The 21,855-nt window shown below is 69.8% G+C and carries 19 protein-coding genes; 3 read left to right on the top strand and 16 right to left on the bottom strand.

Features of this window, described 5'->3' with window-relative positions; all coding sequences use genetic code 11:
* The 10 genes from RJQ01_RS06130 to RJQ01_RS06085 form a co-directional block, all read right to left on the bottom strand.
* Positions 1-1,047, bottom strand: a 1,047-nt coding sequence (locus tag RJQ01_RS06130; protein WP_350475838.1) for a translation initiation factor IF-2 N-terminal domain-containing protein, incomplete at its 3' end; no start/stop codon positions are given.
* 76 nt (positions 1,048-1,123) lie between these two features.
* Complete coding sequence (locus tag RJQ01_RS06125; RefSeq protein WP_350475850.1) at positions 1,124-1,411, bottom strand: YlxR family protein; 288 nt, start codon at positions 1,409-1,411, stop codon at positions 1,124-1,126.
* Positions 1,412-1,598: 187 nt separating this feature from the next.
* Positions 1,599-2,594, bottom strand: a complete 996-nt coding sequence (gene nusA / locus RJQ01_RS06120; protein ID WP_350475837.1) for a transcription termination factor NusA — start codon at positions 2,592-2,594, stop codon at positions 1,599-1,601.
* A 66-nt stretch (positions 2,595-2,660) separates the two neighbouring features.
* Complete coding sequence (locus RJQ01_RS06115) at positions 2,661-2,891, bottom strand: hypothetical protein (protein WP_350475836.1); 231 nt, start codon at positions 2,889-2,891, stop codon at positions 2,661-2,663.
* Positions 2,892-3,053: 162 nt separating this feature from the next.
* Complete coding sequence (locus RJQ01_RS06110; RefSeq protein WP_350475835.1) at positions 3,054-4,826, bottom strand: proline--tRNA ligase; 1,773 nt, start codon at positions 4,824-4,826, stop codon at positions 3,054-3,056.
* 336 nt (positions 4,827-5,162) lie between these two features.
* Positions 5,163-6,290 carry a flavodoxin-dependent (E)-4-hydroxy-3-methylbut-2-enyl-diphosphate synthase gene (gene ispG, locus RJQ01_RS06105; protein ID WP_350475834.1) on the bottom strand — a complete coding sequence of 376 codons (1,128 nt, stop codon included), beginning with the start codon at positions 6,288-6,290 and terminating at the stop codon, positions 5,163-5,165.
* 58 nt (positions 6,291-6,348) lie between these two features.
* On the bottom strand, positions 6,349-7,677 hold the full coding sequence (locus tag RJQ01_RS06100) for a M50 family metallopeptidase (RefSeq protein WP_350475833.1): 1,329 nt from the start codon (positions 7,675-7,677) through the stop codon (positions 6,349-6,351).
* Between the two features lie 25 nt (positions 7,678-7,702).
* Positions 7,703-8,782: a 1-deoxy-D-xylulose-5-phosphate reductoisomerase gene (dxr, locus tag RJQ01_RS06095; RefSeq protein WP_350475832.1), complete on the bottom strand. Its 1,080-nt coding sequence runs from the start codon at positions 8,780-8,782 to the stop codon at positions 7,703-7,705.
* A 23-nt stretch (positions 8,783-8,805) separates the two neighbouring features.
* Positions 8,806-9,810 carry an FKBP-type peptidyl-prolyl cis-trans isomerase gene (locus RJQ01_RS06090; protein ID WP_350475831.1) on the bottom strand — a complete coding sequence of 335 codons (1,005 nt, stop codon included), beginning with the start codon at positions 9,808-9,810 and terminating at the stop codon, positions 8,806-8,808.
* A gap of 18 nt (positions 9,811-9,828) precedes the next feature.
* On the bottom strand, positions 9,829-10,374 hold the full coding sequence (locus RJQ01_RS06085) for an OsmC family protein (protein WP_502885234.1): 546 nt from the start codon (positions 10,372-10,374) through the stop codon (positions 9,829-9,831).
* A gap of 6 nt (positions 10,375-10,380) precedes the next feature.
* Between RJQ01_RS06085 and gabT the strand changes: the two genes are divergently transcribed.
* Both gabT and RJQ01_RS06075 read left to right on the top strand, forming a co-directional pair.
* Positions 10,381-11,742: a 4-aminobutyrate--2-oxoglutarate transaminase gene (gabT, locus tag RJQ01_RS06080; RefSeq protein ID WP_350475830.1), complete on the top strand. Its 1,362-nt coding sequence runs from the start codon at positions 10,381-10,383 to the stop codon at positions 11,740-11,742.
* Between the two features lie 5 nt (positions 11,743-11,747).
* On the top strand, positions 11,748-12,743 hold the full coding sequence (locus RJQ01_RS06075) for an asparaginase (protein WP_350475829.1): 996 nt from the start codon (positions 11,748-11,750) through the stop codon (positions 12,741-12,743).
* Positions 12,744-12,759: 16 nt separating this feature from the next.
* Here RJQ01_RS06075 and RJQ01_RS06070 read toward each other — a convergent pair whose 3' ends face one another.
* Genes RJQ01_RS06070 through RJQ01_RS06055 form a run of 4 tightly spaced genes read right to left on the bottom strand, consistent with a single transcriptional unit; the run spans position 12,760 to position 16,939 of the window.
* Positions 12,760-13,515 (bottom strand): ABC transporter permease, encoded by a 756-nt coding sequence (locus RJQ01_RS06070; RefSeq protein ID WP_350475848.1) that lies wholly within the window; start codon positions 13,513-13,515, stop codon positions 12,760-12,762.
* Positions 13,516-13,553: 38 nt separating this feature from the next.
* Positions 13,554-14,465 carry an ABC transporter permease gene (locus RJQ01_RS06065; RefSeq protein WP_350475828.1) on the bottom strand — a complete coding sequence of 304 codons (912 nt, stop codon included), beginning with the start codon at positions 14,463-14,465 and terminating at the stop codon, positions 13,554-13,556.
* Positions 14,466-14,468: 3 nt separating this feature from the next.
* Positions 14,469-15,689, bottom strand: coding sequence for an ABC transporter ATP-binding protein (locus tag RJQ01_RS06060; protein WP_350475827.1), 1,221 nt, complete (start codon positions 15,687-15,689; stop codon positions 14,469-14,471).
* Positions 15,690-15,730: 41 nt separating this feature from the next.
* Positions 15,731-16,939 (bottom strand): ABC transporter substrate-binding protein, encoded by a 1,209-nt coding sequence (locus RJQ01_RS06055; protein WP_350475826.1) that lies wholly within the window; start codon positions 16,937-16,939, stop codon positions 15,731-15,733.
* 265 nt (positions 16,940-17,204) lie between these two features.
* Between RJQ01_RS06055 and ald the strand changes: the two genes are divergently transcribed.
* Positions 17,205-18,320 (top strand): alanine dehydrogenase, encoded by a 1,116-nt coding sequence (ald, locus tag RJQ01_RS06050; RefSeq protein WP_350475825.1) that lies wholly within the window; start codon positions 17,205-17,207, stop codon positions 18,318-18,320.
* On the opposite strand, the gene RJQ01_RS06045 is transcribed toward ald, so the two are convergent.
* Both RJQ01_RS06045 and RJQ01_RS06040 read right to left on the bottom strand, forming a co-directional pair.
* Positions 18,317-20,968: an FtsK/SpoIIIE domain-containing protein gene (locus tag RJQ01_RS06045; protein WP_350475824.1), complete on the bottom strand. Its 2,652-nt coding sequence runs from the start codon at positions 20,966-20,968 to the stop codon at positions 18,317-18,319. The two genes, ald and RJQ01_RS06045, sit on opposite strands and share 4 nt — an antisense overlap.
* Positions 20,969-21,060: 92 nt before the next feature.
* Positions 21,061-21,831, bottom strand: coding sequence for an FHA domain-containing protein (locus RJQ01_RS06040; RefSeq protein ID WP_502885235.1), 771 nt, complete (start codon positions 21,829-21,831; stop codon positions 21,061-21,063).
* Between the last annotated feature and the right edge of the window lie 24 nt (positions 21,832-21,855).

Below are 21,855 nucleotides of genomic sequence, written 5' to 3'. Positions count from 1 at the left end.
GCCGAGCACCTCGAAGGTCGCGCCGTCGAGCGACTCGGTCGCCGTGGCCATCTCGCCGAGGTGGAAGAGCACGGTCACGAGGTTGCCGGGAGGCACGCTCATGCCACTGACCTGCTCGAGCTTGTCGGCGAAGTCGCTGATGGATGCGCCCTGCCGCAGTCTGATGACCTTCTTGCCGTCACCGCGGGGAACGCTGACGCCGCCGACCGACGGCGCCTCCCGCATCTCGAACTCTTGCCGCTTCGTGCGCTTCGACTTGCGAGCACGGGACTTGCCACCGCCACGCCCGAAGGCACCAGCAGTGCCGCCACCGGGGCCTCGACCTCGGCCGCCGCCGCCGGGACGCGGGCCGCTGAAGCCGCCGCCGGGGCGGAAGCCGCCGGGACCGCCGGCGCCGCCGGGGCCACCTGCTCCGCCGGGACGGCCGGGGCCGCCCTGACGGGTCAGGAACGGAGCATTGCCGCGACCGCCGCCGGGACGGCCGGGGCCGCCCTCCGGGCGGGGAGCACCCGGGCGGGGAGCGCCGGGGCGCGGCGGGCGCGGCACGGCGCCGCCGACACCGCCGGGGCGCGGCATGCCCTGGGAGGACGAGTACGGGTTGTTGCCGGGCCGCGGCGCGCCGGGGCGCGACATGCCCTGCTGGGAGGCGAAGGGGTTGTTGCCGGGCCGGGGGCCGCCGGAGGCCGCCGGTCGTGCGGGCGCGTCGTTCTCGGCCGCCTTCTGCGGCGCGGCGGGAGCCTCGGCGGCGGGCGCCTCGTGAGCCGGCTTCGGGGCCGGCTCAGGAGCCGTCTCGACAGTCTCGGCGGGCTTCGGTGCGGGCTTGGGCGCGGCCTTGGCGGGCGCCTTCGCTGCCGGCTTCTCCTGCGCCTTCGGCGCACCGAGACCCGCATCTTCGACGGCTTTGCGCAGTTTGCGCGCGACCGGGGGCTCGATCGTCGACGACGGCCCCTTGACGAATTCGCCGAGCTCTTTGAGCTTCTCGAGGGCGACCTTGCTTTCGATGCCGAGCTCGCTCGCGATCTCGTGCACGCGTGGTTTTGCAGCCACTTGTTCTCCTGTCTGGATCCGCACCCAGACAGGGGCGGACCACTAGTGGTGGACGGGTCTCATTTCGAGCCGCTCATCAGTTGTCCATTGGCCGATCAGCCTGTTCTCTCGTGGAGCCGGTTGCTCCGATGGTGTGTCGTACGTGGTCTGCGTCGAGCGGACCGGTCACGCGCAGTGCGCGCGCCCACGCCCGCCGCCCAGTCGCGGCGTCGACGCAGTCGAGGGTGGCATGCACCCACGCGCCCCGTCCCGGCATGCGGGCCAGGGCATCCGCCTCGACTCTGCCGTCGAGCGCCACAACCCTCAGAAGCGAGGTTCGGGGTGCACGCCGGCGACAGCCGATGCAGGTTCTGACGGGTTCCATGTTACCCCTCTTGCTTTCCGCACGCCGACCCTCGCTCGAAACGCGATGCGTTTCGGGCTTCGGCGCGAAGATCGACATCCAGCCGCGAAGCTACTCCTCCATGACCGAATCGAGTTGGATGCGGCGCAACGGGTCCTCGGCACCGACGCGATGCGTCGCTGCCTGCGGCGCGAAGATCGACATTCGGCTACTCCTCCATGACCGAATCGGGCTGAATGTCGATCTTCGCGCCCGTGAGCTTCGCTGCGAGGCGGGCGTTCTGGCCCTCCTTGCCGATCGCGAGGGAGAGCTGGTAGTCGGGCACGAGTGCCCGCACGGCTTTGGTGCCCGCGTCGATGATGAAGGCGTCTGAGACCTTCGCTGGCGAGAGGGCGTTCTTCACGAAGGTCGCGAGGTCGTCGGAGTGGTCGACGATGTCGATCTTCTCCTGTCCTAGCTCGGCGGTGACCGCGCGCACGCGCTGCCCGAGCTCACCGATGCAGGCACCCTTCGCGTTGACGCCGGGTTCGAGCGAGCGCACCGCGATCTTGCTGCGGTGACCCGCCTCGCGCGCGATGGCGGTGATCTCCACGAGACCGCTCGCGATCTCGGGCACTTCGAGCGTGAAGAGTTTGCGCACGAGCGAGGGGTGGGTGCGGCTCACGGTGATCGAGGGGCCCTTGAGCCCTTTCGAGACGCTCGTGACGTAGACGCGGATGCGTCGGCCGTGCGCGTAGTCCTCCCCCGGCACCTGCTCCTCGGGGGGAAGGATCGCCTCGACGGTGCCCAGATCGATGTGGATCATGCGCGGGTTGGGGCCCTGCTGGATGACCCCGGCGACGATGTCGCCCTCGCGGCCCTTGAACTCGCCGAGCACGCGGTCGTCGCCGATGTCGCGAAGCCGCTGGTTGATGACCTGCTTGGCCGCGAACGCGGCGATGCGGCCGAAGTCGTCGGGGCTGTCGACGGCCTCACCGATGAGGTTCTCCTCCTCATCGAACTCGGGCACGTAGATCGTGACGTGGCCCGACTTGCGATCCAGCTCGGCGCGGGGCTGGGGGCGGTCGGAGCCGCGGTGGTCGTCCTGCTCCGTGTGCTTGAGGTAGGCGGTGAGGATGGCCTGCTCGATGATCTGAACGAGCTCGTCGAACGGGATCTCCCGCTCGCGCTCCATCATCCTCAAAACGGTCAGGTCGATGTCCACGGTGTCGCTCCTCTATTCGATTGCAGACCCCTACCGTACCGGAGCCCGCTTCGCCGAGGGTGTGCTCTACTCGCGCTTCGCGCGACGGCGCGAGGCGCCGACCGCCGTCACCACGATGCCGCCGATCAGGAGGGCTCCGGCGATGATGCCGATGACCAGCACGAGCTGCTCGTCCGCTCCTGTCGCCGCGAGCAGCGCCGCAGACGGATCCAGCGCGGTCGTCATCCGCACCGTGCCCGAGCTCTCGTCGAGAGCAACGGCAGTCCCTGCGAGCATGCGCGAAAGAAGCTGCGTCATGGTGTGTCTCCTCGAGAAGTGGGGGGCGTCGGGGTGACCGCATCGTCGCTCGTCGAGAAGGTGAGCGACCGCGTTTACTCTAGTCCGCTGAGGCAGGCCCAGCGACGGGCCAGCACGCGCGCGAGCGAGCGCGCCCCGCCCGCGGCGAGCGTCGGGCGGACGCTACTGGGGAGCCGTGCGCAGGCGATCGAGCACCTCGTGCAGCGCGATCTCTTCGCGCTGCCCCGACCGTCGGTCCCAGAACTCGACGCGCCCCTCGGCCGCGCCCCGACCGACGATGACGATGAGGGGAACGCCGATGAGCTCGGCATCGCCGAACTTGACCCCCGGCGAGACTTTCGGCCGGTCATCGAAGAGCGTGTCGAATCCCGCACCGTCGAGCTCGCTCACGAGCGTCTCGGCGACGTCGAAGACGGCGGCGTCCTTGCCGGTGGCGATGATGTGCACATCGAACGGTGCGACGTTGCGGGGCCAGATGAGCCCTCGCTCATCGTGGTTGGCTTCGGCAATGACACCGAGGATGCGCGTGACACCGATGCCGTAGGAGCCCATCGTCACGGTGACGAGCTTGCCCCTCTCGTCGAGCACCTGCAGCCCGAGGGCCTCGGCGTACTTGCGGCCGAGCTGGAAGACGTGCCCGATCTCCATGCCGCGAGCAGTCTCGATCGGCCCCGAGCCGTCCGGCGCGGGGTCGCCCTCGCGCACGTCGGCGATGTCGGCGAGGCCGTCCGCCACGAAGTCGCGACCCGCGACGAGGCCCAGCACATGCTTCTCGTGCTCGTTCGCGCCGGTCACCCACGCGGTGCCGTCGACCACGCGCGGATCAACCAGATACCGGATGCCCGTCGCCGACGTCTCGCCCAGTACTGGGCCGCTCGGCGACCACGGGCCGATGTAGCCCTTCACGAGGCCGCGATGCGCCGCGAAGTCCTCGTCGGTGGCGGCGGCGACCTCAGCGGGAGCGAAGGCGACTTCGGCGCGCTTGAGGTCGACCTCCCGGTCGCCGGGCAGGCCCACGACGACGAGTTCTGTCGTGCCGTCGAGCGCGGTGAGCCGCAGCACGACGTTCTTGAGCGTGTCGGCGGCCGTCCACTCGCGGTCCGAGCGCGGGTGCTTCTCGTTCGCGAGAGCGACGAGCGTGGCGATCGTGGGGGTCCGCGGTGAGTCGATGACCTCGGCCGGCGGCACGCCGTCGAACGGCAGTGGTGCCGGAGCGACCGAGCGGTACGCCTCGACGTTCGCCGCATAGCCGCCCGCCGACCGCACGAAGGTGTCCTCGCCAATGGGCGTGGGGTGCAGGAACTCCTCGCTGCGTGAGCCGCCCATCGCACCCGCATCGGCCTGCACGATGACGTAGTCGAGCCCCAGCCGGGAGAAGATGCGCTCGTAGGCGTCACGCTGCGCCTGGTACGAGGCATCCAGGCCTTCATCGGTCACGTCGAAGGAGTAGGCGTCCTTCATCGAGAACTCTCGGCCGCGCAGCAGGCCGGCGCGGGGGCGCGCCTCGTCGCGGTACTTGTCCTGGATCTGGTAGATCGACAGGGGGAGGTCTTTGTAGCTGCCGTAGAGGTCTTTGACCGTGAGGGTGAAGACCTCTTCGTGCGTGGGTGCGAGCAGGTAGTCGGCGCCCTTGCGGTCCTTGAGGCGGAAGATGCCGTCGCCGTACTCCTCCCACCGGCCGCTCGCCTCGTAGGGCTCGCGCGGCAAGAGGGCGGGGAAGTGCACTTCCTGGCAGCCGATCGCGTGCATCTCCTCGCGGATGACCGCCTCGACGCGGCGACGCACACGCAGGCCGAGCGGCAGCCAGGCGAAGACGCCCGGCGCCTGGCGCCGAATGTAGCCCGCGCGCACGAGGAGGCGGTGGCTGGCCACCTCGGCATCGGCGGGATCGTCGCGAAGGGTGCGGAGGAAGAGCTGGGTCAGTCGCGTCGTCACCGGTTCAGACTACTGGCCACGGCGCGCCGCCCCCGATCCACTGGCCGACACCCCCGTTTGGGGGCCAGAATGGAAAATAGGCCTGCGAGCGGCGGCAAGGGGGGCTTGGGTCGCTCGCAGGCCCTTCCCGACCATCCGCGACGCGGCATGGGCGGGAAACCTGCACGACGGAAGACTCCCTGATCGCCTCGTGCGAAACGTGCACCGCCCCCGGTGCTTCTCAGTGTCGACTCCCCCAGTCGATGGGTTGAGCCTACTGAGCCAGCCAGCGGCTCAGTCAGTCCCCCGATGTGGGGGGGGTCAGCCGAGCGGCACGGCCTCTCAGCGGAGGCGGCGTCAGCTGGTGACGACCTGCGGCTCTCCGACCGGGGCATCCGGCATCGACGCCGCGATGCGGTTCGCCTCCTCGATGAGGGTCGCCACGATCTCCGACTCAGGAACCGTCTTGATGACCTCGCCCTTCACGAAGATCTGACCCTTGCCGTTGCCGCTCGCCACCCCGAGGTCAGCCTCCCGGGCCTCGCCCGGCCCGTTCACGACGCACCCCATGACGGCGACGCGCAACGGAACGGTCATGCCCTCAAGGCCCGCGGTCACGTCGTCGGCGAGCGTGTAGACGTCGACCTGGGCGCGCCCGCAGGAGGGGCACGAGACGATCTCGAGCTTGCGTTCGCGCAAGTTCAGCGACTCGAGAATCTTGAGGCCCACCTTGATCTCCTCCGCCGGCGGCGCCGACAGGGAGACCCGGATGGTGTCGCCGATGCCCTCGCCAAGAAGGATGCCGAATGCTGTGGAGCTCTTGATGGTGCCCTGGAAGGCGGGGCCGGCCTCGGTGACGCCGAGGTGGAGAGGCCAGTCGCCCCGCTCGGCGAGCTGGCGGTAGGCCTTCACCATCACGATCGGGTCGTTGTGCTTGACCGAGATCTTGAAGTCGCGAAAATCGTGCTCCTCGAACAGGCTCGCCTCCCACACAGCGCTCTCCACGAGGGCCTCGGGGGTCGGCTTGCCGTACTTCTGCAGCAGTCGGGGATCGAGCGAGCCAGCGTTAACGCCGATGCGCAGGCTCACCCCGGCATCCTTCGCCGCCTTCGCGATCTCACCCACCTTGTCGTCAAACTTCTTGATGTTGCCCGGGTTGACGCGCACCGCCGCACAGCCGGCGTCGATCGCCTGGAAGACGTACTTGGGCTGGAAGTGGATGTCGGCGATGACGGGGATCTGGCTCTTCTTCGCGATGATGTGCAGCACATCGGCGTCGTCTTGAGTCGGCACGGCGACGCGCACGATGTCGCAGCCCGTTGCCGTGAGCTCAGCGATTTGCTGGAGCGTTCCATTGATGTCGGTCGTCGGCGTCGTCGTCATCGACTGGACGCTCACCGGGTGGTCGCTGCCGACCATGACCTTGCCGACCTTGATCTGGCGGGTCTTGCGGCGGGGGGCGAGGGTCTCAGGGACCTTGGGCATTCCGAGGTTTACAGCAGGCACAACGCCCAGTGTACGCACCGACGCTGAACAGGACTCTCTAGAAGAGAGTGATCGGCTTGACGATGTCGGCGTAGATGAGCAGTGCGCTCATGACGCCGAGCACGACGACCACGGCGAGTGTGATCGGCACGAGCTTGGCCGTGTCGACCGGGCCGGGGTCGGCCTTGCCGAAGAGCGCCCAGAGTCGGCGGCGCGCCCCCTCGAACAGTGCCCCCGCGATGTGCCCGCCATCGAGCGGCAGGAGCGGGATGAGGTTGAAGACGAACAGGGCGACGTTGAGGGAGGCGAGGAGCCCGGTGAGCGCAGAGATGCGCTCGACGACGGGAAGCGTGTCGATGCTCGCGATCTCGCCCGCGATTCGGCCGACGCCGACGACGCTGATCGGCCCGTTGGGGTCGCGTTCCTCCGGCCCGAACGCCGCCTCGGCGACGTCGATCATGCGCTGCGGGAGCGTGAGGATGATCTGCCCCACCTGCACGATGTTGTCCCCTACGGCCGGCAGCACCTCGCTGGCTGGCTGCTGCGCCGTCTCGAACGCGGCACCGATCCCGATGAAGCCGACCTGCTGCGTGAGCAGCTGGCCGTCCGGCCCCTCGACGAGCTGACCGCGCTCGTCGACCACGTAGCGCTCGGTGAGCAGCGGGGTGAGCGTCGTCGACACCGTCGAGTCGCCTCGTTCGAGCGTGAAGTCGAGGGGCTCGCCGGCGGCGTCACGCACCGTCGTGAGCACGGCATCCCACTCATCGATGGCGGCACCGTCGATCGCGACGATGCGGTCCCCCGGCAGCAGTCCCGCCTCGGCGCCCGGTGCCAGCGGGTCGCCCGGCGCGCACTCCTGGCGCTCGCTCGTCGCCGGCAGCACGCACTCGTTGACGCTGCCGATCGTGGTCGACGGCTGCGCGATGCCGAAGCCCATGAGCACGATCGCATACAGCACGACCGCGATGACGAGGTTCATGAGCGGGCCGCCGAGCATGATGATGATGCGCTTCCCCACCGACAGTCGATAGAAGGTGCGATCCTCCTCGCCCTCCACGATGGTGTCGGCGGAGGCGGTGCGCGCATCTTGAACCAGGGTCTGGAAGAAGCCGGTCGTCGAGGCGCGCCCCTGCGCCGAGCCCGCGACGGGCGGGTACATGCCCGCCATCGAGATGTAGCCGCCGAGGGGAATCCACTTGAACCCGTACTCGGTGCCGCCGCGCCGCCAGGAGACGATCGTGCGCCCGAACCCGACCATGAATTGGCCGACGCGAACTCCGAAGAGCTTCGCCGGCACGAAGTGCCCGAGCTCGTGCAGGGCGATCGACACGACGAGTCCGACAGCGACGACGAGGATGCCGACGATGTACAGCAGCACGGTCTCCACGAGCGGTAACTCTACTGCCGCGCGCTCAGCGTGAGCCGATGAGCGCGTCGGCCTCCGCGCGCGCCCACCGCTCGGCCTCCAGCACGCCGTCGAGGGTCATCTCGGCGGGAGAGTGGCGGTCGACGACGGCGCGCACCGTGTCGAGAATGTCGAGGTAGGCGAGCGCGCCGTCGTGGAAGGCGTGCACGGCTTGCTCGTTGGCGGCGTTGAAGACCGCGGGGAACGTGGCACCGGCACGACCCACCTGCTTCGCGAGCTCGACCGCGGGGAAAGCCTCGACATCCAGAGGCTCGAAGGTCCACGTGCTGGCCGCCGTCCAGTCGAGCGGCGCACCCACTCCCGCCACGCGGTGCGGCCAGTCGAGGCCGAGCGAGATCGGCAGCCTCATGTCGGGCGGGGAGCACTGCGCGATGGTCGAGCCGTCGACGAACTCGACCATGGAGTGCACGATCGACTGCGGGTGCACGGTGACGTCGATGCGGTCGTAGGGCACGTCGAACAGCAGGTGCGCCTCGATGACCTCCAGGCCCTTGTTGACGAGCGTCGCCGAATTGGTCGTGATGACGCGGCCCATGTCCCACGTCGGGTGGGCGAGTGCCTGCGCGGGCGTCACCTCCGCGAGCTCGGCGCGGATGCGCCCGCGGAAGGGGCCGCCGCTCGCCGTGAGCACGAGCCGGCGAACCTCGTGTTGCTCTCCGGCGAGCAGCGCCTGGGCGATCGCGGAGTGCTCGCTGTCGACGGGCACGATCTGGCCGGGTGCCGCGAGACCGGTGACGAGCGAGCCGCCGACGATGAGGCTCTCCTTGTTCGCCAGGGCGAGGATGCGCCCGGCGCGCAGCGCCGCGAGCGTCGGCGCGAGACCGACCGACCCGGTGATGCCGTTGAGCACGACATGGCAGGCGACATCTCGCACGAGCTCGGCGGCGGCCTCGGCGCCGAGGGCGACGTGCGGCACGGAGTGGGCTCGCGCCTGCTCCTCGACGAGCTCACGGTTGCGGCCGGCGGCGAGGCCGACGATACGGAAGCGTTCAGGGTTCGCCGCGACGACCTCGAGCGCCTGCACGCCGATGGAGCCCGTGGAGCCGAGGACGATGATGTCGCGCATACGCCCTATCCTGCCGCGTGCACTCAGCGCGTGCCGAGGATGTCGACGACGAAGACGATCGTGTCTTCCGCGCCGATCGAGCCGTCCGGCGTGCCGCCTTGCGGGCCGTAGCCGAGGTCGGGCGGGATGATCGCGATGACCTGCGAGCCGACAGCCTGGCCGACGAGCGCGTCCCGGAAGCCGGGGATGACCCCGCTCGTGGGGAAGGTCGCGGGTGCACCGCGCTGCCAGCTGGAGTCGAAGACTTCCCCCGTGTTCCAGTTGATGCCGGTGTAGTGCACGGTGACCTCGGCGCCCTCGTCAACGACGGGGCCCTCGCCCTGGATGAGCACGGCCAGCCCGAACTCGGCCGGCGGGGCCTCGTCGGGGATCACGATCGTCGGCGCGCCGTCGTCGTCGGCGAGGGTGACGTCGGGGAAGCCATCGGGCAGCTCGCCCGCGGCGCCCTCGGCGCGGTCGAGCGGCGCGTCGAGGATCTCGACGACGTCGATCACGAACACGAGCGACTCGGTGCCCGAGAGCTGCAGCTCGGGAACGCCGGCCTCGCCGAAGCCGTCGATCGGGGGAATGACGCCGGCGATGCGGTCACCCGCCGCCGCGCACTCGAGCAGGAGGGAGAAACCGACGAGCTGCTGGCTCGCCGTGTCGATCGGGAAGGCCTCGGCGTTCTCGCCCGTGAAGCCCGTCGAGGCGAGCTCGTCGCCGGTCTCGCCGTTGAACACGGTGTACTCGATGAGCACCGTGTCGCCGTCTTCCGCACGCGCGCCGTCGCCCTCGAGGATCAGCGAGCGCTGCGTCGACTCCGCGTCGAGCGGCGCCTCGAAGGTGATCTCCGGCGCTGCGCCGGCCGGCCCGTCCACCCCGATGGCCTGTGAGGCGTCGCCGGGCTCGAGGCAGCCCTCCGGCGCGCCGTCGGTGGTGCCGTCGCCGGGTGTGCACGCGGCGAGGGAGACGAGGAGGCCCGCGGTCAGCAGGGCGATGGGAGTACGGCGCACGAGGAAGCTCCGGTAGCGGTCGAGGATGGGCACGAAGTCCCCATCCTGCCATCAGTGCCTTGGTGGCTCCTGCGCACCCTCGATGAGCGTCACCGGCTCGTGCGTGACGGGGAAGCTCACCGAGTTGGCGATGAAGCACAGCTCGCTCGCCCGCTCGTGCAGCTGCGTGGCGCGGCGCGCATCCTCGTCGGTGTGGTGGGCGGCGAGCGTGACACGGGGGCGCAGCGTCGCCTCGATGAGCCTCCCGCCCTCGCCCTCCTGCTGCAGCGTGCCGGTCGCGTCGTCGCGGTAGGTGATGACGACGAGCCCATTGCTCGCCGCAACGTGCAGGTAGCTGAGCAGATGGCACTGGCTGAGGGCGGCAATGACGAGCTCCTCGGGGTTCCAACGCTCGGCGTCGCCGCGGAACGCGCGATCACTCGACCCGTCGATCTCATGATTCTTGCCGTCGGCGAGGATGCGGTGGTCGCGCCCATAGGAGCGGTACGTGGCCGTGCCCTCACCTCGGTTGCCGGTCCACTGGATGCTCACCGCGTAGCCGTGCTCGTTGCCCATGTCACGCTCCCTCAGCCGATCAGTGTCGCGGAGTACACTCATCCCACCATGACAGACACCCTCTCCGCCTCCGCCTCGAGCCTCACCGTGGGCTCCGACGTCGCACAGGAGCGCCGCGTCGTCACCGAGATTCCCGGCCCGCGCTCGCGGGAGCTGCACGAGCGCCGCCTTGCCGTGGTCTCCACCGGGGTCGGCACGACCCTGCCGGTGTACATCGATCGCGCGCACGGCGCCATCGCGGTCGACGTCGACGGCAACCACTTCATCGACCTGGGCGGCGGCATCGGGGTCACGACCGTGGGGCACACCGACGACGCCGTCGTCTCCGCCGTGCGCGAGCAGGTCGGCCGCCTCACCCACACGCTCTTCACCGTCACCCCCTACGAGCCGTATGTGCGCGTCGCGGAGCTGCTCGTGCAGCACTCCCCCGGCGACCACGCGAAGAAGGTCGTGCTCGTCAACTCGGGCGCCGAGGCGCTCGAGAACGCCGTCAAGATCGCGCGCAAGCACACGGGCCGCAACGGCGTCGCCGTGCTCGACCACGGCTATCACGGCCGCACGAACCTCACGATGGCGATGAACTTCAAGGCCGCTCCCTACAACACCGGGTTCGGGCCCTTCGCCGGCGACGTGCACCACGCCCCGAGCTCCTACCCCTACCTCGACAAGCTCTCCGGCCCGGAGGCTGCGAAGCGCACGATCAGCTACCTCGAGAAGCGCGTCGGCGCCGCCGACCTCGCCTGCCTGGTCGTCGAGCCGATTCAGGGCGAGGGCGGCTTCATGGTGCCCGCCGAGGGCTACCTGCCGGCGCTCGTGGAGTGGTGCCGCAAGAACGGAGTCGTGTTCGTCGCCGACGAGGTGCAGTGCGGCGTCGCCCGCACGGGCGCCTTCTACGCGAGCGAGCACTTCGGCATCGTGCCCGACCTGATCACGACGGCGAAGGGCATCGCCGGCGGCATGCCCCTCGCGGGCGTCGTCGGGCGGGCAGAGATCATGGACTCGGCTCACGCTGGCGGACTGGGCGGCACCTTCGGAGGCAACCCCGTCGCGTGCGCGGCCGCCGTCGCCGTGCTCGAGCAGATCGTCAGCCGAGACCTGCTCGCCGAGGCCCGCCGCATCGAGAGCGTGCTCAAGCCCGCACTGCTCGAGCTGCAGGGCCGGCATCCCGTGATCGGCGATGTGCGCGGCATGGGCGCGATGCTCGCGATCGAGTTCACCGACCCGGAGACGGGCGAGCCGGATGCGGCCACCGTCGCGCGGGTCGCAGCCGCGGCCGCCGCGCAGGGAGTGCTCGCCCTCACGGCAGGCACCTACGGCAACGTGATCCGATTCCTGCCGAGCCTTGTCATCAGCGACGCTCTGCTGCTCGACGCGGTCGACGTGCTCGACGCCGTGATCTCCGCGTCCTGAGCCGGATGGGCTCCCGGACCGGGATGGTCGGCGCCGCGCGCGCCCTCGAGCCCGCCGGATGCGTGGAGCTCGCGCGGCTCGAGCGCTCGGGGCTCGTCGAGTCTCGGCACCTCGGCGCCGCGGCCGTCGTCGACGCCTCCGGGCGCGTGCTGCGCGCCGTCGGCGACACGAGTGCGACCGTCTACCCGCGCTCGACTCTCAAGCCGCTGCAGGCGATCGCCATGCTCGAGGCGGGCGCCCGGTTCACCGACGAGCAGCTCGTGCTCGCGACGGCGAGCCACTGCGGGTCGGCCCTCCACCTCGCCGTCGTAGAGGGAATGCTCGCCGAGGACGGGCGGACAGGCGACGACCTGCAGTGCCCGGTCGAGCCCCCGCTGGGGTCCCGCGAGCGCGCGGAGAGGGCGGCAGCCGGGCTGCCCGCCACCCGTGTCACGATGAACTGCTCGGGCAAGCACGCCGGCTTCTTGCGCGCGAGCGATGCGCTGGGGGCGGATGCTCGGCAGTACCTGAACGTCGAGCACCCGGTGCAGCGGCGCGTCACCGAGACCATCGCGCAGTGGACGGGCGAGCCGGTGCACCGCACGGCAGTCGACGGCTGCGGGGCTCCCCTGCACGCGACCTCGCTCGCGGCTCTCGGGCGCGGGATCGCCCGCGTGGGGACGGGGCACTCGCCGCACGCGGCAGCACTGATGTCGGCCGTGCTGGCGCAGCCGTGGGCGATCGACGGCGTCGGTCGGGCCAACACGGTGGTCGTCGAGCGACTGGGGCTTCTGGCGAAGATCGGCGCGGAAGGCCTCCTCGTCCTCGCGAGCTCGCAGGGGGTCGCCGTCGCCGTCAAGATGCTCGATGGCGGCATGCGTGCGACGACTCCGGTGGCCCTGGCGCTGCTCGCAGCGGAGGGCGTCGTGGACTCCGCGGCCGCGGACGAGGTCGCCGCGTCGCTCGCGCAGCCCGTGCGGGGCGGTGGCGAGATCGTCGGCGGCCTCGTCGTGACCCTCTAGCGCGCGACGAGCGCTCCTACGTCGTCGCGGCGAGCTTCCGCCGGCGTGCCGCCGCGCTGAGCTGCGCGATGAGCACGAGCGCGATCGCAAGGAAGAACACGCCGGAGGCGATGACGTTCGCCTCGGGGGGGATGCCCCTCGCCGCTGCGGTATAGACGAAGCTCGGGAAGGTCACCTCGGCACCGCGATTGAAGTTCGTGATGATGAAGTCGTCGAAGCTCAGGGCGAACGAGAGCAGGGCGGCGGCCACGATGCCGGGCAGGAGCATCGGGAACGTGATGCGCCAGAACACCTGCCTCGGGTTGCCGTAGAGGTCGCGGCCCGCCTCCTCGAGAGCCGGGTCGATGCTCGCGACGCGAGCACGCACGGTCACGACGACGAAGCTCAGGCAGAACAGGGTGTGGGCGATGATGATGGTGACGAGGCCTTTCGGCACGCCGACCTGGAGGAACTGGGCGGCGAGGCCCGCACCGAGCACAACCTCGGGGGTCGTCATCGGCAAGAAGATCAGCAGCGTCGTCGTGTTGCGGAACCGGAAGCGGTACCGCACGAGCGCGATCGCGATCATCGTGCCGAGCGTCGTCGCGAGCACGGTCGCCGTGACCCCGATCAGGATGCTGTTGCCGAACGCCTGGCACACCGTCTGCGCCTCGCACACGGTGAGCCAGTTGTCGAACGTGAACCCGCGCCAGATGATGTTGGTGCGCCGTGCGTCATTGAAGGAGAAGACGATCGTGTAGACGATCGGGATGAGCAGGAAGACGAACGCCATGCCGGAGTACGCCCAGATGGCCCACTTGCCGAAGCCCCTCACAGCAGCTCCTCCGTCCCCGAGCGCTTCACATAGAGGCTCACCAGGATGAGGATCGCCGCCATGAGCACGATGGAGAGAGCGGCGGCCGCCGGGAAGTTCTGCAGCACCAGGAAGTTCGTCTCGATGACGTTGCCGATCATGGTCGTGTCGGCCGACCCGAGGAACTCCCGAGACGCATTGATGTAGTCGCCCGCGGCCGGGATGAAGGTGAGCAGGGTGCCGGACATCACGCCCGCAGCCGAGAGCGGGAGCGTCACGGTGCGGAAGGTCACGGCCGGGCTGCCGTAGAGGTCGTTGCCGGCCTCGAGGAGGCGCAGGTCGAGGCTCGCGAGCGTCGCGTAGATCGGCAGAGTCATGAAGGGCACGAAGTTGTAGGTGAGCCCGAAGATGACCGAGAACGCCGTGCCGGTGATCGCCTGGCCCGGCGGGAGTATCGCAAGCGCACCCAGGACTCCCGCCACCGGCCCTTCATCCGAGAAGATCTGCTTCCACGCCAGCGTGCGCAGCAGGAAGGAGATGAAGAATGGCGCGATGACCAGCACCAGGGCCAGGCCCTGCAGCAGCGGGTACGGCCTCAGCGTGATGCCGATGAAGTACCCGAGCGGGAAGCCGATGAGCAGAGCGAAGAAGGTCGCGAGCGCGGCGAAGCCCGCGGAGCGCAGAGATTGCTCGCCGTACGTCTCAAGAACAGTGACGTAGTTCTCCCAGCGGAACGCGTTCGTGTAGACCCCGAAACGCAGTGGGTCGGGCTCTTGGAAGCTCGTGATGATGAGCGAGATGAGGGGCGTGACGAAGAACAGGACCAGATACAGGATGCCGGGCAGGAGCAGGAAGAGCGCGATGGGGCTGCGTCGCTTCGTGCCCTGCTCGGCCGCGCTCGTCTGAGCGGAGAAGGCGGTGAAGGCCACGGCTCAGTCCGCCCCGAGCTCTGCCTTGAGCTTCTCGCGCGACTGCGTGGCGATCATCGAGGTGTCGGTGTCGTCTTGGAAGCGGGAGCCTGCGGCGGTGTAGGACTCGTCCGCGAGTCCGAAGGTGTGACCGACATCCCAGCTGAGCCAGACCTCATCGCCGTCGTGGTGCATCGCGGTGATGCTCGTGTTCTGGGAGAACACCGTGACGATGCCGTGGTCGGGCAGCGTCACCTCGTACTGGGTGCTCACACCGCTGAAGGACACGTCGGTGACACGACCCGGGCCGACCACATTCCGCTCGCTGGACTGCTTCGGCGCGCTGTCGTGCAGGGTGACCTTCTCCGGTCGGACGCCCACCGTGATGCGCCCGCGATGCCGCTGCGCCCGATCCGAGCGCACGTCGATCGTCGTGCCGGAGACGTCGACCGAGATCGAGGACGAGCCGCTGGACGTCACCTCGCCCGTGAAGAGGTTGGACTGGCCGAGGAACGTTGCCACGAAGGCCGTGTGCGGAAGCTCGTACAGCTCTTGAGGGTTGCCCATCTGCTCGATGCGCCCCTTGTTCATGACGGCCACCGTGTCGGCCATGGTCATGGCCTCTTCCTGGTCGTGCGTCACGTGCAGGAAGGTGAGCCCGACCTCGCTCTGGATGTCTTTGAGCTCGATCTGCATCTGACGGCGCAGCTTGAGGTCGAGCGCGCCGAGGGGCTCATCCAGGAGCAGGAGCGCGGGACGGTTGACGACGGCCCGGGCGAGCGCGACGCGTTGCTGCTGGCCGCCGGAAAGTTGAGCCGGTTTGCGGTTCGCGACGTGGTCGAGCTCGACGAGCTGCAGCGCCTCGTGCGCGAGCGGCTCGGCGTTCGTGATGCCACGGCGCTTCAGCCCGAACGCGACGTTCTCGATGATCGTCATGTGCGGGAAGAGGGCGTAGCTCTGGAACACCGTGTTCACAGGTCTCTGGTAGGCCCGCGTACTGGTGACGTCGCGCCCTCCGATGAGGATTCGCCCCGTCGTCGGCTCCTCGAGCCCGGCGATGAGCCGCAGGGTGGTCGTCTTGCCGCACCCGGACGGTCCGAGCAGGGCGAAGAACGACCCAGCCGGGATGGTCAGATCGAGTTCTTCGATCGCGGTGAACCCGGGGAATCGCTTGCTGATGCCGACCAGCTCGAGGTCGGCACCAGCCTCAGCGAATCCACCCTGCTGAACCTCGTTGTTCGTCACGTCGGTGGCGCTCCTTGGGGAATGTTTCGCGGTGGTGGGCGTCAGGCGCCGAGCAGGATCGCCTGGAACGCCGCCTGGTACTCGTTCTCCTCCTGGGCCGACAGGCCGCGGAAGATCCTCGCCTGCGCGAGGGTCGCGTCATCCGGGAAGATGAGGGGGTCGTTCGCCAGGTCGGCGTCGATGTCGAACATCGCCTCGCGAGCGCCCACGACGGGGGTGATGTAGTTCACCCACGCGGCCACCTCCGCAGCGACCTCCGGCTGGTAGTAGTAGTTGATGAGCGTCTCGGCGTTCGTCTTGCGGGGCGAGCCGATCGGGATGAGGAAGTTGTCGCTCCACAGGGTGGCGCCGCCCTCGGGCAGCACGAACTTCCACTTCTCGTAGCCGGCCTCGAAGTTGAGCACCGTGATGTCGCCCGACCAGCAGATCGCGGCCAGGGTGTCCTCGTTCACGAGGTCTTCGGTGTAGGCGTTGCCGCGCACGTTGCGGATCTGGCCCGACTCGACCTGCTCGCGGAAGACGTCGAGGGCGGCGTTGAACTCGTCGGCGGTGAAGTCACCGGAGATGTCGACGCCCTGCTCGAGCATGATCACGCCGATCGTGTCGCGCATCTCGGAGAGCACGCCCACGCGACCGGAGAGGTCGGGGCGCCAGAGGTCGCTCACGGCGCCGACGGGGTCGGTCTGCTCGGTGTTGTAGGCGATGCCCGCGAAGCCCGACTGCCACGGCAGGGACTGCTCGCGGCCCGGGTCGAAGGCCGGATTCTGCAGGCTCGGCGTGAGGTTGCTCACGTTGGGGATGTTGTCCTTGTTGAGCGGCTGGGTGTACCCGAGCTGGATCCACCGGCTCACCATCCAGTCGGTGAGGCACACGGTGTCGGCGCCGATGTCCTGGCCGAGGGCGAGCTGATCGCGCACTGTCGCGAAGTAGGAGTTGTTGTCGTCGACGGTGACGAGGTAGTTGACGTCGATGCCCGTCTGCTCCTGGAACGCGAGGAGGGTCGGGTAGTTGCCGTCGTCGTCCTCGTCGATGTAGAAGGGCCAGTTGGCCCAGTTGAGCGTCTTGTCGTCTGCCGAGGTGTCCTCCGCCGGAGTGAGCTCTCCACCCGCATCGGTCGAGCAGGCTGCGAGAGCGAGAGCGGTGGCACCGGCGCCCGCACCAGCGAGCATCGCGCGGCGGCTGACCTGCGCGCGCCTGGCCTGCTGGATGAGGCTGCGGATCATCGGGTCTTCGGGAAGCGGACGGTTCATGGCTCTGCTCCTTGCAATCGCGGTCAGGTACGTCAGTGTCCGTGCATGCTGTGACAGGTCGATACTGACATACGGACCGCGCTCACTGCACTACCCAACGCGGGATTCGTCCATCTCGAAACAAGATTGTCACGAAATCAGCACATATCGGCAAAGATGAGTGCGGAATCCATCGTTCGGGGCCGCTACAGTGGTGCCGCAGCGCAGCGTGGCGTCGGAAGGCTTCCGCGCGGCCCGCGCACCGAAATCGTCGCGAGGAGAACCCATGAGAATCGCCGTCCCGGCCGAGGTCAAGAACAACGAGTACCGTGTGGCCATCACCCCCGCTGGAGTTCACGACCTCGTCTCTCACGGGCACGAGGTGCTGGTGCAGGCTGGCGCCGGTCTGGGATCCCGCATTGGCGACGAGGCCTACACCGAGCAGGGCGCGCGCATCGTGCCCGACGCCGAGACCGCGTGGGGCGAGGCGGAGCTGCTGCTCAAGGTGAAGGAGCCGGTCGCGGCGGAGTACCCGCACTTCCGCGAGGGTCTCGTTCTCTTCACCTACCTGCACCTGGCGGCAGAGGAGGCGCTCACCCGCGCTCTGCTGGACGCCAGAGTCACGGGCATCGCCTACGAGACCGTGCAGCTGCCCTCGCGCGGCCTTCCGCTGCTGGCTCCCATGAGCGAGGTCGCCGGTCGCCTCGCGCCCATCGTCGGCGCTAACGCCATGCTGCGGCCGTATGGCGGCCCGGGGCTTCTCGTGCCGGGGGTTCCGGGCACCGACCCCGCGAACATCGTCGTGCTCGGAGGTGGCGTCGCCGGCACGAACGCCGTCGCCATGGCGGTCGGTCTCGGCGCCGAGGTTACCGTGCTCGACACGAACCTGCAGCGCCTGCGTGAGCTCGACGCCCTGTACGCCGGGCGCATCCGCACCATCGTGTCGAACGGCTACGAGATCGAGCGCGCCGCGATCGAGGCAGACATGCTCATCGGCTCGGTGCTCATCCCCGGCGCGCGGGCGCCGAAACTCGTCAGCAACGACCTGGTCTCCCGCATGAAGCCCGGCAGCGTCCTCGTCGACATCGCGGTCGATCAGGGCGGCTGCTTCGAAGACTCTCGGCCCACGACGCACGCGGATCCCACCTTCACCGTGCATGAGAGCACGTTCTACTGCGTCGCCAACATGCCGGGCGCTGTCGCCGCAACCTCGACCAACGCGTTGACCAACGCGACCATGCCGTACGTTCGCGCGATCGCCACTCACGGCTGGCGAGACGCGATGCGCGTCGACGGAGCCCTTGCCCTGGGTCTCAACACGCAGGCGGGTCGTGTCACCAACGAGGCGATCGGCTCAGCCCACGGTCTCGACTCGGTCGAGCTCTCGACGGCGCTCGCCTAGAGCGGGCTCTCCCCCGCCGGGTCGTCGGCGAGGGCGTTCCACCGCGCGCGCACGAGGGCCTCTTCCGGCTGCAGCAACCACACCTCGGCTGCGTCAGATCGGAGGGACGGGGGCCGCTCGCGCACGCCGAGCAGGGATCTCAGCTCTGAGACACCCAGCTCCACGAGGATGACGGAGCACGAGCGGCGCAGCTCCTGCAGCGCGCTCCAGCGCGTGGTCCATCCTTCGACGTCGTCGAGCGCGACTGTCCGCCCACCGCTCTCCGCGCGGTCCGCGCCAGCCGCCGCCTCCTCGGCAGACAGCAGGTGAAGGTCGGGTTGCTCGCGGGCGAGGCGCTCACCGACCCACCGAGGCCGCCGTGCGATGACGACGCTCGGGCGCGAACCGAGCATCGAAATACGCGGCAACGGCGGAGGCTGCGGAGAGGGAAGCGGAGGCGCGGTCATGATCTGCACCGACTGGCCGCGCCAGTGCGCTCGACCGGGCGGTGGGCGATGCTCAGCGGAGGGCGAGAGGCCGGCAGACGTCGTGATCATGGAGGCGGTGCCCGTGGCGCGGCCTGCGGCGCCGAGCAGGAGCGTGCTCGGGAAGCGACCGTCGGTGAGGCCCTGCTGCATCGCTCCGGCGACGAACGACGCGGCGACCGCTCCCCCGCGCCGCCGTAGAGCGCTCGCGGCGTCGTCCCAGAGTCTCAGGAGCTCTGCCCGCTCGTCTCCTGACCGCCTGAGCATCTCGTCGAGGTCGTCGGCGAGCAGGAGAGCACGGCCGGGTGGGCGGTCTCGCAGCTCGAGGAGCGCTGCCTCCGCATCCACCCAGTCGGCGGGCAGGACGACGAGGGTCGCGCCGTGATGCCGCCCCGCCTCGGCGATTGCTGAGAGGGCTCCGGTGCGCCCGCTCCCCGGCACCCCGACCACCGCGAGCGCCCCGTCCCGGTCGGGCAACCAGACAGCGCGGTGTCGGCGCAGCCGCTCGGGCTGATCAGCCACACCGAAAGCCCAGGCGCTCTCCGGCGCCCCGTCGGGGCTCTCGAGCACGACGTCCTGCGGAGTCAGCTCGGCCGGAAGCGGGGGCTGCCAGAGTCGGGCGACCGCGGGCGAGTCAGACCACCGCTCACTGACAGCGGCGACGTCGTCAGGTGAGATAAGGGCGGACTGTATCTCGCGCGTACCTTCGGCGTCGGTGACGAGTGCGCGACCGGGCGGCAGGGCGCGCAGGCGGTCAGCGACACCTGAGCCGAGCATGCCCGAGTCGGCGCCCTCGGCGATGCGGAAGGAGACCCGGATGGCGCAGTTCGCCGCGATCGCTTCGCGCACCGCGCTGCTCGGGTGCTGGGTGCACAGCACGAGGTGGATGCCGAGGGATCGGCCGCGCGCCGACAGGTCGACGATGATGCTGTGCAGCTCGGGAAGGGCCGACAGCAGCGCGGCGTACTCGTCGATCACGATCGCGAGGCGGCCGAGCGATGCTCCTGAGTCGCGCACGTCGCGCGCGCCGCGATCGCGCAACCAGCGCTCGCGGCGCTGCACCTCGGCGCGCAGCGACGCGATCGCGCGCGCCGCCGTGGACTCGTCGAGATCGGTGATGACCTCGAGCGCGTGCGGGAGGGCGGCGAGGTCGGGAAAGCTTGCCCCACCCTTGAAGTCGACGAAGAGCAAGGAGAGCTCGGCGGGGGACGAGCGGTGCGCCCAGCCGAGCACGAGCGAGCGCAGGAACTCGCTCTTGCCGCTCCCCGTCGTGCCACCGATGAGGATGTGGGGCCCGTGCGCGACAGGGTCGATCGCCCACGTCCCCGACTCCGAGACGCCGATCGGGATGCCCGGTGACGACTCGCGCGCGTCGCGGAGGCTCGACCACGCCACCTGGTCCGGCAGCCGGGCCGCCTGCGCGGCGAGCGCGCAACGACGGCGCTCGCGCTCCGGGGCGCTCCAGAACTCGGGTCGCGCCCGCACCGGGTCGTGACCCGGGATGCGCACCGTCATGATGCTCGCCGAGTGCACCTCGATCTCGGCATCGGAGCGTTGCGCGGAAGCACCGCCCAGCGCGCGCGGCTCGTGAGATGTCTCGACGACGACGCCCGGCTCCAGGGCGAGCCGGACGGCCAGGGCGTGCGCGGCGGGCCCGTCGCCGCGCACGGCGATCGTGCCGCGCGGCACGAGCACGGGAAGAGCGGGGTGCTGGCTGGCTCGAGCGAAGAGCGCGTGACGCGGCGACGACGGCAGCTCAGAGCGCCCCCCGGCGGTGAGCCCCCTGCCACCCTCGGGCGCACGGTCGCTCGGCGCGGGCGCCACCCCCACGCGCACGCTCGCGCCCTCGAGCGGAAGAACCTCGGTCGGCCGAGCGGGGGCCAGAGCATCCTGCTGAGCGCGCTCGGCACGGTGGGCCTCCTCGATGAGGAGGGCGTAGACGGCGCACTCCTTCTCGAACCGCGCCGCGCCGTCGCGAGCGCGCCGCCGCGCCGTGCGCCGGCCGTCGAGCATGCCCGCGACAGCGATGATCGGGCTCAGTGCGGCGAACACCAGAACATAGGGCGAACCGGTGAGCGCACCGATGAGGAGCGCGCCCGCGAGCGGTGCGAGGACGGCGAGGAGCGGGAAGCCGGGGGCCTCCTGCGGCGTCGGCTCGACGGGCGGGGACGGCAGTCGGCTCACGCCCCGAGCACAGCAGAGACGCGCGCGCCCTGAGCGCGAGAGCTCGCTCTCGTGGCGACACGTGAGTCGGCGTGACGTGGGGAGGAGCCCTCTCAGCTCACGACGACGAACTGCTCGCCGATATCAATGCGCGTACCGCGCACGATGCGGTACCGACGCCCCGGCTCGCACAACCGGGGCTCGGCTCCCGGCTCGCGGATCACCGAGCCGTTGCCGGAATGCCGGTCGCTGAACCAGAAGACGCCCTGCTCGTTCCCGAACTCGAAGTGGGTCTTGGAGACCGAGCGGCCCGGGTCGAGGATCGTCACGAGGTGGTCGACGTACTCCCCCGGCTCGGTGCGCGGATGCCGTCCGGCGAGGCCGGAACCCGTGACCGTGAGGCTCTCGCCGGTGCTGAACTGCAGCACGAATCGATGCCCCTCGACGGTGCGCGGCACCATCCTCGTGGCCTCGGTGTCCTCATCGACGACCAGCTCATCGACCACCGGCTCTTCGGGCACCGGCTCTTCGGGCACCGCCGCTTCCGGCACTGGCGCCTCCGGCGCGGCCTCCTCGGGCGGGCCCGACTCGCGAGCAGCCGGTGGCAACGGCTCGACGACGCGGGTGCGCGACTCGAGCGCTGCTCCGCACTCGGCGCAGTACAGATCCTCCGGTTCGGCAGGCGTTCCGCATCGAGTGCAGCGCTCGCGCGACTCCGCGAGGAACGAGAGGCTCTCCGGCTCAGTGTCAGGCCTGTCGGCGGACGCCGGCTCTCGCGCGCCACTCTGCTCGGGCTCGGGCTCGGGCTCCCGCTCCCGTGCGCTTTCGGCGTCGGGCTCGGGCTCCGGGTCCGGCTCCGACCCGGTCGGCGTGGGCGTCCGCACGGGCGGGAAGGTCGGGCGTACGAG

The sequence above is a fragment of the Microcella sp. genome, assembly GCF_040286215.1.
Lineage (GTDB): Bacteria > Actinomycetota > Actinomycetes > Actinomycetales > Microbacteriaceae > Microcella.
This window is presented reverse-complemented; position numbering and strand designations above follow the sequence as displayed.

Bases quoted from the DNA above. Each gene is read 5' to 3' on its own strand.
- RJQ01_RS06125 (WP_350475850.1), bottom strand. From the start codon at position 1,411: ATGGAACCCGTCAGAACCTGCATCGGCTGTCGCCGGCGTGCACCCCGA.
- RJQ01_RS06115 (WP_350475836.1), bottom strand. From the start codon at position 2,891: ATGACGCAGCTTCTTTCGCGCATGCTCGCAGGGACTGCCGTTGCTCTC.
- ispG (WP_350475834.1), bottom strand. From the start codon at position 6,290: ATGCCCAAGGTCCCTGAGACCCTCGCCCCCCGCCGCAAGACCCGCCAG.
- dxr (WP_350475832.1), bottom strand. From the start codon at position 8,782: ATGCGCGACATCATCGTCCTCGGCTCCACGGGCTCCATCGGCGTGCAG.
- RJQ01_RS06085 (WP_502885234.1), bottom strand. From the start codon at position 10,374: ATGAGTGTACTCCGCGACACTGATCGGCTGAGGGAGCGTGACATGGGC.
- gabT (WP_350475830.1), top strand. From the start codon at position 10,381: ATGACAGACACCCTCTCCGCCTCCGCCTCGAGCCTCACCGTGGGCTCC.
- RJQ01_RS06075 (WP_350475829.1), top strand. From the start codon at position 11,748: ATGGGCTCCCGGACCGGGATGGTCGGCGCCGCGCGCGCCCTCGAGCCC.
- RJQ01_RS06070 (WP_350475848.1), bottom strand. From the start codon at position 13,515: ATGGCGTTCGTCTTCCTGCTCATCCCGATCGTCTACACGATCGTCTTC.
- RJQ01_RS06055 (WP_350475826.1), bottom strand. From the start codon at position 16,939: ATGAACCGTCCGCTTCCCGAAGACCCGATGATCCGCAGCCTCATCCAG.
- ald (WP_350475825.1), top strand. From the start codon at position 17,205: ATGAGAATCGCCGTCCCGGCCGAGGTCAAGAACAACGAGTACCGTGTG.